12 protein-coding genes and 1 other annotated feature (1 of these 13 running past the window's edge) are annotated in these 13,255 nt (G+C 33.2%); of the genes, 9 read left to right on the top strand and 3 right to left on the bottom strand.

Annotated elements, in window-relative coordinates; genetic code table 11:
* Window positions 1–117, top strand: a binding site (T-box leader); it begins 127 nt to the left of the window's first position.
* 106 nt (window positions 118–223) lie between these two features.
* The 4 genes from metG (at window position 224) to RBG61_RS02195 (ending at window position 6,451) form a co-directional block, all read left to right on the top strand.
* Window positions 224–2,158, top strand: a complete 1,935-nt coding sequence (gene metG, locus RBG61_RS02210) for a methionine--tRNA ligase (protein WP_307945293.1) — start codon at window positions 224–226, stop codon at window positions 2,156–2,158.
* A 78-nt stretch (window positions 2,159–2,236) separates the two neighbouring features.
* Window positions 2,237–3,004 carry a TatD family hydrolase gene (locus RBG61_RS02205; RefSeq protein ID WP_307945292.1) on the top strand — a complete coding sequence of 256 codons (768 nt, stop codon included), beginning with the start codon at window positions 2,237–2,239 and terminating at the stop codon, window positions 3,002–3,004.
* A 248-nt stretch (window positions 3,005–3,252) separates the two neighbouring features.
* Window positions 3,253–5,073, top strand: a complete 1,821-nt coding sequence (typA, locus tag RBG61_RS02200) for a translational GTPase TypA (RefSeq protein WP_307945290.1) — start codon at window positions 3,253–3,255, stop codon at window positions 5,071–5,073.
* A gap of 151 nt (window positions 5,074–5,224) precedes the next feature.
* Window positions 5,225–6,451, top strand: coding sequence for an IS256 family transposase (locus RBG61_RS02195; protein WP_307942478.1), 1,227 nt, complete (start codon window positions 5,225–5,227; stop codon window positions 6,449–6,451).
* Window positions 6,452–6,639: 188 nt separating this feature from the next.
* Here the strand turns inward: RBG61_RS02195 and RBG61_RS02190 are convergent, their stop codons facing one another.
* A complete protein-coding gene (locus RBG61_RS02190) occupies window positions 6,640–8,016 on the bottom strand; it encodes a flotillin family protein (protein ID WP_307945288.1) in 1,377 nt (458 codons plus the stop codon).
* Window positions 8,017–8,347: 331 nt separating this feature from the next.
* Here RBG61_RS02190 and RBG61_RS02185 point away from each other — a divergent pair, with 331 nt between their 5' ends.
* The 3 genes from RBG61_RS02185 (at window position 8,348) to nrdR (ending at window position 10,255) form a co-directional block, all read left to right on the top strand.
* Window positions 8,348–9,136 (top strand): sugar phosphate isomerase/epimerase family protein, encoded by a 789-nt coding sequence (locus RBG61_RS02185; RefSeq protein ID WP_307945287.1) that lies wholly within the window; start codon window positions 8,348–8,350, stop codon window positions 9,134–9,136.
* A 320-nt stretch (window positions 9,137–9,456) separates the two neighbouring features.
* Window positions 9,457–9,729: a DUF6514 family protein gene (locus RBG61_RS02180; protein WP_307945285.1), complete on the top strand. Its 273-nt coding sequence runs from the start codon at window positions 9,457–9,459 to the stop codon at window positions 9,727–9,729.
* 70 nt (window positions 9,730–9,799) lie between these two features.
* Entirely contained in the window at window positions 9,800–10,255 is a 456-nt protein-coding gene (nrdR, locus tag RBG61_RS02175; RefSeq protein ID WP_307945282.1) for a transcriptional regulator NrdR, read from the top strand.
* Here the strand turns inward: nrdR and RBG61_RS02170 are convergent.
* Both RBG61_RS02170 and RBG61_RS02165 read right to left on the bottom strand, forming a co-directional pair.
* The gene (locus tag RBG61_RS02170) at window positions 10,252–10,632 is read right to left on the bottom strand and encodes a DUF4363 family protein (protein ID WP_307945281.1); all 381 of its coding nucleotides are present in this window, start codon (window positions 10,630–10,632) and stop codon (window positions 10,252–10,254) included. The genes nrdR and RBG61_RS02170 overlap by 4 nt on opposite strands.
* A 25-nt stretch (window positions 10,633–10,657) precedes the next feature.
* Complete coding sequence (locus RBG61_RS02165; RefSeq protein WP_307945280.1) at window positions 10,658–11,335, bottom strand: DUF421 domain-containing protein; 678 nt, start codon at window positions 11,333–11,335, stop codon at window positions 10,658–10,660.
* 193 nt (window positions 11,336–11,528) lie between these two features.
* On the opposite strand from RBG61_RS02165, the gene hprK reads away from it, so the two are divergent.
* Entirely contained in the window at window positions 11,529–12,485 is a 957-nt protein-coding gene (gene hprK / locus RBG61_RS02160; protein ID WP_307945279.1) for an HPr(Ser) kinase/phosphatase, read from the top strand.
* A gap of 31 nt (window positions 12,486–12,516) precedes the next feature.
* Window positions 12,517–13,224, top strand: a complete 708-nt coding sequence (locus RBG61_RS02155; protein ID WP_307945277.1) for a phosphatase — start codon at window positions 12,517–12,519, stop codon at window positions 13,222–13,224.
* Window positions 13,225–13,255: the final 31 nt, after the last annotated feature.

Genomic DNA, 13,255 nt, shown 5'->3' with positions numbered 1-13,255 from the left:
GCTGCGACGGATTCACCCGTTAACGTGATAAACTATTGATGTAGTTGAAAAGGTTTGTATCGTAAGATAGAAACGAATTAAAGTGGTACCACGAAGCATAATGCTCTCGTCTTTAAATGTAATGTTTAAAGGTGGGAGCTTTTTTATTCTGTATTGGACTTCATATGAATACCACTGCAAAAGATGTATCATAATTTTAAAATAGAGTATTGGAGGCTAAATTATGGCAAATAAATTTTATATTACAACTGCGATTGCATATACTTCAAGAAAACCACATGTTGGCAATACTTATGAGATTGTTTTAACAGATGCAATTGCACGTTACAGAAGATTAAAGGGCGATGACGTTTATTTCTTGACAGGAACAGACGAACATGGACAAAAAATTGAGGATATTGCAAAAGAACAAGGTATTCATCCAAAAGAATACGTAGATAAAATAGCTGGCGAAATTCGTGGTATTTGGGATTTGATGAATTCTTCTTATGATCAATTTATTAGAACAACAGATGAACAGCATGAAAAGGTTGTTAAGAAAATCTTTAAAAAGCTATATGATCAAGGCGATATTTATAAAGGTGAATATGAAGGCTGGTATTGTGTGCCTTGTGAATCATTCTTTACTGAAACACAATTAGTTGACGGAAAATGTCCTGATTGCGGAAGAGAAGTTAAGAAAACAACAGAAGAAGCATATTTCTTTAAAATGAGTAAATATCAAGATCGTTTGATGAAACATATTGAAGATCATCCTGATTTTATTGTTCCGGAATCTCGTAAAAAAGAAATGGTGAACAACTTCTTAAAACCAGGATTGCAAGATTTATGTGTATCCAGAACATCCTTTACTTGGGGTATCCCTGTTGATTTTGATCCAAAACATGTTGTATATGTGTGGATTGATGCTTTATCCAACTATATAACTGCTTTAGGCTATGATCCAGATGGCAGCTCTGAGCTGTTTAAAAAATATTGGCCTGCAGATATTCATGTAATCGGAAAAGATATTCTACGTTTCCATACAATTTATTGGCCAATTATGTTGATGGCTCTTGATGTTGAACTACCAAAGCAAATATTCGGCCATCCTTGGATGTTGTTTGGAAAAGACAAAATGAGTAAATCAACAGGAAATGTTATTTATGCAGATGATTTAGCAAATCTATTCTCAGTTGACGCAACAAGATACTATATGCTAAGTGAAATGCCATATGGTCAAGACGGAGCTATTACGTATGAAACGGTAATTGCACGTTTTAATTCAGATTTAGCAAATACTCTTGGAAACTTAGTAAACCGTACGATAGCAATGAGCAACAAATACTTCGAGGGTGAAGTGTCTAACCCAAATGTAACAGAACCAGTCGACAGTGAGTTAATAGAATGTTGCAGGGAAACGGTTGCAAGCTTTATAAAACAAATGGATGATTTAAGACTTGCTGATACGCTTGATACTATTATGGATTTAGCAAGACGTTCTAATAAGTATATCGACGAAACTGCTCCTTGGACTCTTGCAAAAGATGAGGCAAATCATGACCGATTAAGAACAGTGCTGTTTCACTTAATTGAGAGCATTCGTTATATAGGTGTAATGTTGTCACCATTTATGCCTGAAACTGCAGAAAAGATTTTTGCGCAATTAAACTGTAATGTAATAACATTAGAAAGTCTTTCTGATTTCGGCAACAACGGCATTACAAAAGTAGGCGAGGCTGCTCCATTATTTAACCGTATTGATGAAGCTAAGAAAATGGAAGAAATCAATGCGATGAATGAGAAATATAAACAAGCGGCAGCTGTAAAAGCTGAAGAAAAAGTGGAAGGCGTTCAAATTGGAATTGAAGATTTCCAAAAAGTAAGCCTTACTGTTGCTCAAATTTTAGAATGTGCTAAGGTTCCAAAATCAGATAAGCTATATCAACTCATTTTGGATGACGGAAACGGTAAACGCCAAGTTGTAAGTGGAATTGCAAAATGGTATAGTGATTCTGATTTAATCGGTAAAAAGGTAATTATTGTTGCAAATCTAAAGCCTGTTAAACTAAGAGGTGTTGAGTCTAACGGTATGATTTTAGCAGCAGATTGCCCAAATGATGATGTTAAAGTTATTTTTGTTGATGATACAATTCCTGCAGGCTCAAAGATAAGATAATGTTGTATTGAATAATAGAAAAGTTTATACGTTTTGGCAGGGCAGTACCCGCTGAAAGGTATAATGGAGGACTATATAATGCAAGGTATATTTGATTCTCATGCGCATTATGATGATGAGCGTTTTGAAGAAGACTTAGAACAAGTACTACAGTTTATTCAAGATAATGGAGTAACGAATATCATAAATGTTGGTTGCAATATAGAGCGTTCTCGTGAATGTATTGCTTTAGCAAAAAAATATCAGTTTATCTATGCAGCTGTTGGCGTACATCCTCATGATTCTGCAGAGGTAGATGATGGCTATATAGACGAAATCGATAAAATGCTGCATGAAGATAAAGTAGTGGCACTAGGTGAAATTGGATTGGATTATCATTACGATTTTTCACCTAGAGATGTTCAAAAACGTGTATTTGAAGAACAGTTGCAATTAGCAAAAGCAAAAGATGTCCCTGTTATCATTCATTCTCGAGAAGCGGTGCAAGATACAATGGAGTTGTTGAATCAATATCAACCAAAGGGTGTTGTTCATTGCTTTACCGGAAGTGCAGAAACAGCAAAAGAATGTCTGAAACTTGGATTATATATTGGCTTTACAGGTGTTGTAACTTTTCCAAATGCAAGAAAAACGTTAGAAGTAATAGCTGCAACACCGCTAGAACGTATTTTGCTTGAAACGGATTGCCCTTATATGGCACCAGTTCCATTTAGGGGTAAGCGCACAACTTCTGATATGATAGAAAAAACAGCGGATGTAATTGCAAGCATTAAAAACGTTTCTACTCAAGAGCTGATAGATATAGCAAGAGTAAATACAATTCGATTGTTTTTACAGCCTGAATAATAAAGTAAAACTGAAGTTTCCAAAAGAAACTTCAGTTTTTATGTGGTTTTAGAGTAGATTAGCTTAAATTTTGAATGTAATAATAATAAAGATGCAATACTAATCTAGGTTCAATACATACGAAAATAAAAGGATTTTATTGTTAGTTTTTAGCTAATGTACTGAATTGAATAAAAAAACTAGTAAATTGACGAAATATGCAGTATAATGTATTTTGATAAAAAACGCCTTTGAAAGGGGCCCCATTAATGATTAGAGAAGATTTAAGAAATGTCGCAATTATTGCCCACGTTGACCATGGTAAGACTACTTTAGTAGACGAAATGTTGAAACAAGGTGGTGCATTTAGAGAAAATCAAGTTGTTGCAGATAGAGTTATGGATAACAATGATATAGAACGTGAAAGAGGAATTACAATTCTTGCTAAAAATACAGCAGCTAGCTACAATGGTGTAAAAATTAACATCATCGACACTCCTGGCCATGCCGATTTCTCAGGTGAAGTTGAACGTATATTAAAAATGGTAAATGGTGTACTTTTACTTGTTGATGCAGCAGAAGGACCAATGCCACAAACTCGCTTTGTACTTCAAAAAGCACTAGAATTAGGTCATAAAATTATTATTGTAGTAAATAAAATCGACCGTCCTGATGCTCGTTGTCATGAAGTTGTAGATGAAGTTTTAGAATTATTATTAGATTTAGATGCAACGGAAGAGCAATTAGAAAGCCCAGTTTTATTCTGTTCCGGTAGAGATGGAACAGCATCACTTTCACCTGACCATGTTGGAACTGACCTTATTCCGATGTTTGAAGCAATTTTAAATCATATTGATCCTCCGGAAGGTGATGAAGAAGGCGACCTTCAAGTATTAGTATCTTCTATCGACTATAATGATTATGTTGGTAGAATTGGTATTGGTAGAATTGAACGTGGACAAATTAAAGTAAACCAAGACGTTATAGTAGCTGATTATCATAATACGAAGACTCCTTATAAAGGAAGAATCGTTAGCTTAAACCAAATTGAAGGCTTAAAACGTGTACCAACTGACAGTGCAAAAATGGGAGATATTATTATTTTCTCAGGTATTGAAAACATTACAATTGGTGATACATTATGTGCACCAACGAATGTTGAACCATTACCATTTGTAAAAATTTCTGAGCCTACTGTAGAAATGACATTTGCAGTTAATGATAGTCCATTCGCTGGTCGTGAGGGTAAATATGTAACCTCCAGACAAATTCACGATAGATTGCATAAAGAGCTTTTAAAAGATGTATCATTAAGAGTAACAACAACTGAAAACTCTGATAGCTTAAAAGTTGCCGGACGTGGTGAGATGCATCTATCTATTCTGATTGAAAATATGCGTAGAGAAGGTTATGAGTTCTCAGTTAACCCACCTAGAGTGTTGATGAAAGAAGTTGACGGCAAAACCTATGAGCCAATTGAGCGATTGTTAATTGATGTACCTGAAGAATTTATGGGTTCTGTAATGGAGAAAATGGGTACAAGAAAAGCTGACTTAATTCAAATGACCCCACAAGGAAGCCGTATGAGAATTGAGTTTTTAATTCCGGCAAGAGGTTTATTTGGTTACAGAAGTGAATTCTTAACTGATACAAAAGGTGAGGGTATTTTAAATTCAATCTTTGATAGCTATCAACCATATAAAGGCGAAATAATCAGTCGATCAAACGGTTCACTCGTTGCGTTTGAAACAGGTACAGCAGTAGCATATGGCCTGTTTAACGCTCAAGAGCGTGGTGTATTATTTATTGATGCACAAACCCCAGTTTATGAAGGTATGGTTGTTGGTATGTCAGCAAAATCAGATGATTTAGCAGTAAACGTATGTAAGAGAAAACAACTTACCAATATGCGTGCTTCTGGTAGTGATGATGCATTAAGACTAGTTCCATCTAAGAAAATGAGTTTGGAAGAATGCTTAGAGTTCATCAATGAAGATGAATTGTTAGAAATTACTCCGAAGAATATAAGAATTAGAAAACAAATTTTAGATAATAATTTACGTGCAAAACAAGTGAATAAAAAGAAATAGTAATTAAAAAAGTGGTATCTATCCTAATGTGATAGATACCACTTTTAAACTACAAGAGACTCCCGAAAATTTTGTGTAAAAGTGAATAAGGTACTTCCAATCAGACAAGAATTAAGATAATAAATTCAAGTATGAAAGGAAGTATTTTTTTATGGAAAAGCAACCGAAAGAGTTATTAAAAGAGTATGTGAACAGCCAAAACTTCACAAGCACAACAGAGGTTATGCAGGCAATGAAAGAGATGTTCAAAGATGTTCTTCAGCAAGTTATGGATAGTGAATTAGACGAAGAATTGGGTTACCAAAAAAGTCAAAGAATAGCGAACGATGACGGAAAAAGCATGTCGAAAAATTATCGAAATGGATATTCAAAGAAAACAGTTAAAACACAACTTGGCGAAGTGGATATTAATGTTCCTCGTGATAGAAACGGTGAATTTGAACCACAAATTATTGGTAAATATAATCGTAATGCTGACGGGATGGAAGAAAAAATTATTGCACTTTACTCTTGTGGCATGTCTCAACGAGATATTGCTGAACAAGTAAAAAATCTTTATGATGTAGAAATTTCAGATGGACTAGTAAGCAAGATAACAGAAAAAATAATGCCGGAAGTAACAGCATGGCAAAACCGTCCACTAGATAGTGTATACCCATTTGTGTTCATGGATGCAATACACTACAAAGTAAAAGAAAACAATCAGTTTGTAACGAAAGCAGCATATGTGGTTTTAGGAATTACACTTGAAGGAAATAAAGATATATTGGGCATTTGGATTGGAGAAAACGAGAGCTCAAAATTCTGGTTGAGCGTTATGAATGACTTGAAATCAAGGGGTTTGCAAGATGTATACCTATTTTGTGTTGACGGTTTAAAAGGTTTTAAAGAAGCAATCAATGCAGCATATCCCAAAGCGCACATTCAACGTTGTATTATACATCAAATTCGATATTCAACACGATATGTAGGATACAAAGATATCAAGAAGTTAATGGCAGATCTAAAACTAGTATATCAAGCTGTTACAGAGGAAGAAGCATTGAATAATCTAATATCATTCAAAGAAAAATGGGGTAAAAGTTATCCTTCTTGCATAAAGAGTTGGGAGGATAACTGGGATATACTATCAACCTTTTTTGCATATCCAACTGATGTAAGGAAAATAATATACACAACTAATATTATTGAGGGATTAAACAGGCAGTTCAGACAAATAACCAAGAACAAACCATCATTTCAAAATGATGATAGTTTAAAAAGGATACTGTATTTAGCTTCAAAGAAAATTGTCGAACGATGGACACAACGTTGTCGAAATTGGGACGTTGTTTTAAACCAATTAAACATCATGTTTTCGGACAGAATCGCTGGATGATTCTATGTTCAGCCGCCAAAATTTAATGACAAAAGGGGCATGCCCCTTTTGTCATTAAATAAACTTGTTTCAACTAACCTATACACTATGTCAATTACTATTTTGTTCCTATTTCTTGTTCTGATTGTTTTTATATTTACACAAAATTCTTGGTATACCCAACTACAAATTTGTTATTGTTAATATGTTTAATCTTCTTTGTTTTCTTCTATGTAGTTGGTGCTTGTTTCAGGGGTTACATTTACGATTGTTGTATCTTTGGTTTTCTCTTTGTTCACAAAAGTGGTAATCAATTCGGAAACATCAAGTCCGGTTAAATCTTTGATAACCTCAAAACCTTTTCCGGCAACGTCGGTAACTGTTTTTACTAAGTTAGAGGAGCTGGTTCCACTTCCGTTATCAATGACAGTAATTTTATCAATTTGAGACATTGGAGAAGCAATTTTTTCCATAATATCAGGTAGTTTATCAATCAGCATTTCAACAACAGCAGCTTCGCCATATTTCTTCATAGCTTCTGCTAAACGATCTTTCGCTTCGGCTTCTGCAATACCTTTATCTTTTATGGATTGCGCTTCCGCAGAACCACGTGCACGAATTGCTTGTGCTTCTGCTTCCGCTTCAATTTTTTTAGCTTCAGCATTTGCTAATGCTTTTATTCTTATTGTTTCAGCCTCAGCTTCGGCAATTTTAATGGAACGTGTTTTTTCAGCTTCTGCGTTTACTTCGGTTTCATATCTCTTAGCATCTGCAGGCTTTTTAACTTTTGCAACTAATTGTTCTTCAACAACAACTGCTTGTTTTTTGGCTAATTCAGCTTCTTTTTGTGCTACAAATTGATTGTTATCAATTTCTTGTAATTTATATGCAATATCGGCGTTTGCTTTTGCTTTGTCTTGTTCTGCACGATATTGTTCAGTTCGAATTTGCTTATCTCTTTCACTTTCTGCAATATCAGCTTGCGCATTCAATCTAGCCTTTTCACCTTCTCGAATAGCAACGGCAGTTTTGATTTCTGTGTCACGTTTTCTTTCAGCTTGTGCGATATCGGCATCAGATTTTGATGCTGCAATTTGAGGAATTGCTCTGTTTTCTAAGTAACCACCTTGTGTTGAAATTTTAAGAACTGTGTAAGAAAGCAATTTCAACCCCATAGAATTCAACTCATTAGTAATACTCTCTTCGATAGAGCTTTCAAATGCCACACGATCTTCGTTAATTTGCTCTACAGACAAAGTTGAAACAATACCTCTTAATTTACCTTCTAATATTTGCTCAACAACAACCTTGATATTGTTGGTTGTGTTGTCTGCACTTCCATTACAAAATTGTTCAGCTGCAATCAGAATTTTATCATGATTGTTATCAATTTTTACAACAGCAGTACCGGTGATGTTTACAAAAATACCACCCTTAGCAGGTGCCTCAATAACATCTGTCTGCATAGACATAGCCTCTAAAGAGATAGTGCATGACGTTTCAAAGAATGGGATTTGAATGCCACCACGACCAGATAGTACTCTTTTGCGTAAACCTGTGATTACTCTTGCTTTATCCGCAGGCACTTTTTTTCACATTAATAGTATTAATAGAATTAACACTACGATACCAATTAAATAAGGCAAGATTTGATAGAAAATATCCATTATGAACCTCCTGAAATGTAATTTTGTCTATTTTTATAATATAACATATATTTCTAAAATATGAAAGTAATAATGTTAAAATTATGTAATAAAATGAACATAAATAATAAGTATGTTTTATAATTCATACTAATTTCTTAAATTATGAATGACGAATATAATTTAATATGGTATAATTTATAAATAGAATAATTTAATTGAAATATATTTAATTTATATAGAAATTCGATCTTATAGAATGGAGTACATTATGAATTGTGGTGTATCAACAGCGTGTTTTTATCCGCAGTTGTTAGAGAAAACGATTGATGTTTTATCTAAAATGGGTGTTCAAAATCTGGAACTCTTTTTAAATACATTTAGTGAAGTGAATCCTTGTTATGTAAAAGAGTTAGAAAAACAAATAAAAGAAAATGGACAAAGTGTGATTGCACTTCACCCATTTTCTTGCGCTTTTGAACCTTTTATGTTTTTTACGAATTATGATCGTAGGTTTGAAGATGCGTTAGAGTGGTATAAACAGTATTTTCATGCAATGAATATATTAGGAGCCACGATATTTATATTTCATGGTGATCGTAAACTGGGACTTCTAGAAGATGATCTTTATTTTGAACGTTTTGCCAAGCTTCGAGATATCGGAAAAGAATTTGATATAATAGTAGCACAAGAAAATGTGGAGCGATGTAAAAGTGGGGATGTTCATTTCTTGCAGAAAATGATAGAATATCTTGATAAAGATGTATCACTTGTTTTTGATAATAAACAAGCAATTCGATCTAATATTGATCAAGAATTATTTGTAAATAAGCTTGGAAAAAACATAGTCCATGTTCATTTAAGTGATAATAATAAAGTACATGATTGTTTGCCAATAGGCGAGGGTACATTAGACGTAGCAGCTTTGATGAATCAACTAAAGAATTTGAATTATAATGGATATTTTATACAAGAAATTTATAGTAATTCAATAAAATCTAGGCAGCAATTTTTTGAATCTTATCAAAATTTGTTAAAACAAGTATCATTGTTAACTTAAATTTATAATTTTAATGTATATTAAATTATTTTGTAATATTTTATGATTTATAAAAATATTTTAATATGAAAATATACCAATATATGTGTGAATATTAAGTTTAAAAATTCTAAAAAGCAAATTGTACAAGTTTTATTGTAAAATAATGTATATAATAACGAACAAAGCTATTCATATGCAATTTGATTTAATTGTTTTTTTGGTTTTTATCAATATGTTAGTTATGCTGTCATGTAATGTCGAAATTCAAAAAACAGAATGTGTTGTATTTTAATTTGAATAAGGTATAATCAAATCATAAAAGTATAAGGAGTGAGTTTATGATTTGTACTGTGAGAGAGAAACAACAAGTTCCGGTTTATTCTTTGCTTGTAAATGAAGGAGTTTTTGAGGGCGAAAGGGTTACCCAATTCGGCATTGAGCAAGTTTTCTTTGATAACGGCGTAACAAAAACAATAACCTCAATCTCCGACATTTCAGATGAGTATCAGGTTGTTATGGATTTGTTAAACCGTTTAGAAGGACAGGATGTGGATCCTGTAACGCTTGAGTACATAGTGGAAGACTATTTAGCAGAGATTTATGGATTATAAGTATTGAATGAAGTCCTACTTAGTGTTATAATGATTCTATAAACATTATGATTCATGAGGGATTGATAAAATGAAATGTGCATTTTGCGGACATTTAGAAAGTAAGGTTGTTGATTCTCGCCAGACTGAGGACGGGTTAAAAATAAGAAGACGTAGAGAATGCTTAGCGTGCGGCTCTCGTTTTACAACATATGAAATAATAGAAACCATTCCGTTGATGGTTATAAAAAGAGATAAATCCCGTCAGCCTTTTGATGCCAATAAGTTAATAGACAGACTTATGCGGGCATGCGAAAAACGCCCTGTATCAATTGAAACGCTAGAGAAATTAGTTTCTGATATTGAGTATTCATATGCAAATGCAATGATAAAAGAAGTGAATTCATCAAGTTTGGGCGAACTTGTAATGGACAAATTGAAAGAGATAGATCAAGTTGCCTATGTCAGATTTGCTTCGGTATATAAAGAATTTGCTGATATAGACACATTTATGGAGGAGTTAAAAAAATTAAAGAAAAAGCGTTAGAGTAAATTATTAATGGTCGGTAATTCTCTTCTATAAATATGATCTAGCATAAATTCCAACTGGTGTAGTTCTACGCTTACACTATGATAATTTTTAGTTTCGTAATATGCATTTATAACGACTAGTAGGCTATCAATACGTTCCATCTCATCGTGTCTGACATAAAGACTCAGAATAAGCTGTTTGCTTTCCCACAAAGCAGACAGCTTTTTTATGCAGCTAAGTAACCCATCTTGATTTTCCTTATTACTAAAAATAATTGCGTCTTCGCAAAGTGCAATCATTTCTTTGTTTGATTGATGTACATACCAAATTCCACAAAAACTGATTGCTAAAATAAGAAGTATCATTCCAATTGTTGTAAGTAACCTACTCATGTTAGCTCCTTGTTATAGTTTCATGCTATATTCTTTTTTGTTTGGGAATAATATAATAATCGTTTCGGTTATTTACCGTCATAATAAATATATCTTTTACTGATGTTGCATTGGCAGCTGCGATTGATTTTACCCAATCTTCCGTTATATTGATAAAAGGTAAAACAGCTTTTACAATTTCACCATCACTGATTACTACGGTAGCTGGTGCTGGATCTTGGCTTTTTAATTTTAGATCTTTGTTGGTAACGGGTTGTGATTCGTATTTTTGTAAAACACTTACCTTTCCGGTAGTTTCAACAATTGCAAATTGCACATCTCTTAAATCAAAAATATTGCTTTGACGAAGCGCTTCCATTAGGTCATCTATAGAAAAACGCAATTTTCTAAGTTGGTTTTGGTCAAGAACCCCATTGCTGATAATTACGATTGGACTTCCAGAAATAAATCCTCGGAACCATTTTGATTTTAAAGATAAATTAGAAATAATAATTTCAAAGCTGACTAAAGCTAAAACAGGAATTGCCCCTAAAATCATTGGTATTCCCGTATCTTCTATAGGTAACGATGCAATATTTGAAATTAGTATTGTAATAACTAATTCAGATGGTTGAAGTTCGCCGAGTTGACGTTTTCCCATTAAGCGCAAACATACCATAATTAATATATAAAGTATTAAAGCACGAAAAAAAACAACTAACATAGCTCCTCCATATTATTGAAATAAATACGTTGATAGAATGATTTATTGTTATTATGAACTGCATTGAAAAGAATATGCCAGAAAATTTAGTTGAATTAAGGTATATGTTGCTGTATAATATGGTTAATATAATATCTATATAAAAAAATACTAAAGCTTTTAAAGAAATAATGATAGGAAGAAGGCGAGATTGATGTCTACACCATTTACAGTTCCTTTATCTAAAATTATTAAAGATTTTGGACTTGAAACAATCTACTTACCAGAAGGCAAAGAAATTTTATTGCAAAGTACCGATGTTAATCGTCCCGGATTGAATTTAACCGGATTTTTAGAGCATTTTGATAAAACAAGAATTCAAATTTTTGGTTTAAGCGAAAACTCTTATTTAGAAACGTTATCCCATGAGGTACGTAAAAAACGATTGGATGATTTTTTTGCATTGAATTTTCCTGCTCTTGTTATTTCTAGGGGCCTTGAAGTCTTTGAAGAAATTATGGATGCGGCAAAAGCAAACGGTGTTGCCGTTTTAAGAACTAATGATACAACTTCCGGATTTTTGTCTGGGCTGATTTCTTACCTCAATGTTGAACTTGCACCAAGAATTACTCGTCATGGAGTTTTAATAGAAGCATATGGTGAGGGCGTTTTACTATTAGGAGAAAGCGGCGTCGGTAAAAGTGAAACTGCTATTGAATTAGTAAAGCGTGGACATCGTCTGATTGCGGATGATGCAGTAGAAATTCGTCGTGTTTCCAATCGAACATTAGTTGGATCTTCACCCGAAAATATTCGACATTTTCTAGAGCTTCGTGGTGTTGGTATTATTAATGCAAGAAGGCTTTTTGGTATGGGTTCAGTTAAGATAACTGAAAAAATTGATATGATTGTAAAACTTGAATTATGGGATCCGGATAAAACTTACGATAGAATGGGAATGGAAAATGAATATGCAACCATTCTTGGTATACAAGTTCCTTGTATTACTATTCCTGTAAAACCGGGCCGTAACCTTGCAATTATTCTTGAAGTTGCAGCTATGAACAATCGTCAAAAGAAAATGGGATATAATGCAGCACAAGAACTTATGCATAATCTTGGTATGCCGGTTGAAGAAACAACCAGTATTAAGAATTGGGATATTTTCTAAGAGCTGTTTGATTATATTAAGGAGTTTATAAATGAAAGTTATAGCGGATACACATTGTCATACGATTGCATCTTCTCACGCATATTCTACAGTTTTAGAAAATGCTAAATTTGCAAGTGAAATTGGATTAAAATATTTAGCCATTACGGATCATGCACCGGAAATGACTGACTCTCCGCATTTTTGGCATTTTGTCAATATGAAGACAATACCCAATGAATTATTTGGTGTTAAAATATTAAAAGGTGCTGAAGTTAATATTTTAAATAGTAGTGGTGATATTGATTTAGATGACTATTCTTTATCTTATTTGAATTGGATAGTTGCTTCATTACACGAGCCTACTTTTCAATCAACTTCAATCAATAATAATACACAGGCATATCTTAATATTGCAAAAAATCCAAAGGTTGACGTAATAGGGCATAGTGGAAATCCAAACTATGTATACGATTATGAAAAAGTAATAAAATCATTTAAAGAATATAATAAGCTGGTAGAAATTAACCAAAATTCTTTACACGTTCGTGCTGGTTCATTAACGAACTGTGAAGAGATTGCAAAATTATGCAAAAAATATGAAGTAAAGGTAATCGTAAATTCCGATGCTCACTTTGCCTATTCAATAGGACAAGTTGATGATGCGTTGAAATTACTTTCTGATATTGATTTTCCTGAACACTTAATTGTAAATTCAACTGTAGAACGCTTTGAAGAGTATCTGAATAATAGGGCATAATTGGTTATACAAGAGAAAGCATTGTTTTTTC

This window comes from Paludicola sp. MB14-C6 (assembly GCF_030908625.1).
Classification (GTDB): Bacteria; Bacillota; Clostridia; order Oscillospirales; family Ruminococcaceae; genus Paludihabitans.
The sequence above is the reverse complement of the archived record's forward strand: the minus strand, read 5'-3'. Positions and strand labels throughout refer to the sequence as shown.

Coding starts and splice junctions, on each gene's coding strand:
- metG (WP_307945293.1), top strand. CDS start 224: ATGGCAAATAAATTTTATATTACAACTGCGATTGCATATACTTCAAGA.
- RBG61_RS02205 (WP_307945292.1), top strand. CDS start 2,237: ATGCAAGGTATATTTGATTCTCATGCGCATTATGATGATGAGCGTTTT.
- typA (WP_307945290.1), top strand. CDS start 3,253: ATGATTAGAGAAGATTTAAGAAATGTCGCAATTATTGCCCACGTTGAC.
- RBG61_RS02195 (WP_307942478.1), top strand. CDS start 5,225: ATGGAAAAGCAACCGAAAGAGTTATTAAAAGAGTATGTGAACAGCCAA.
- RBG61_RS02185 (WP_307945287.1), top strand. CDS start 8,348: ATGAATTGTGGTGTATCAACAGCGTGTTTTTATCCGCAGTTGTTAGAG.
- RBG61_RS02180 (WP_307945285.1), top strand. CDS start 9,457: ATGATTTGTACTGTGAGAGAGAAACAACAAGTTCCGGTTTATTCTTTG.
- nrdR (WP_307945282.1), top strand. CDS start 9,800: ATGAAATGTGCATTTTGCGGACATTTAGAAAGTAAGGTTGTTGATTCT.
- RBG61_RS02170 (WP_307945281.1), bottom strand. CDS start 10,632: ATGAGTAGGTTACTTACAACAATTGGAATGATACTTCTTATTTTAGCA.
- RBG61_RS02165 (WP_307945280.1), bottom strand. CDS start 11,335: ATGTTAGTTGTTTTTTTTCGTGCTTTAATACTTTATATATTAATTATG.
- hprK (WP_307945279.1), top strand. CDS start 11,529: ATGTCTACACCATTTACAGTTCCTTTATCTAAAATTATTAAAGATTTT.
- RBG61_RS02155 (WP_307945277.1), top strand. CDS start 12,517: ATGAAAGTTATAGCGGATACACATTGTCATACGATTGCATCTTCTCAC.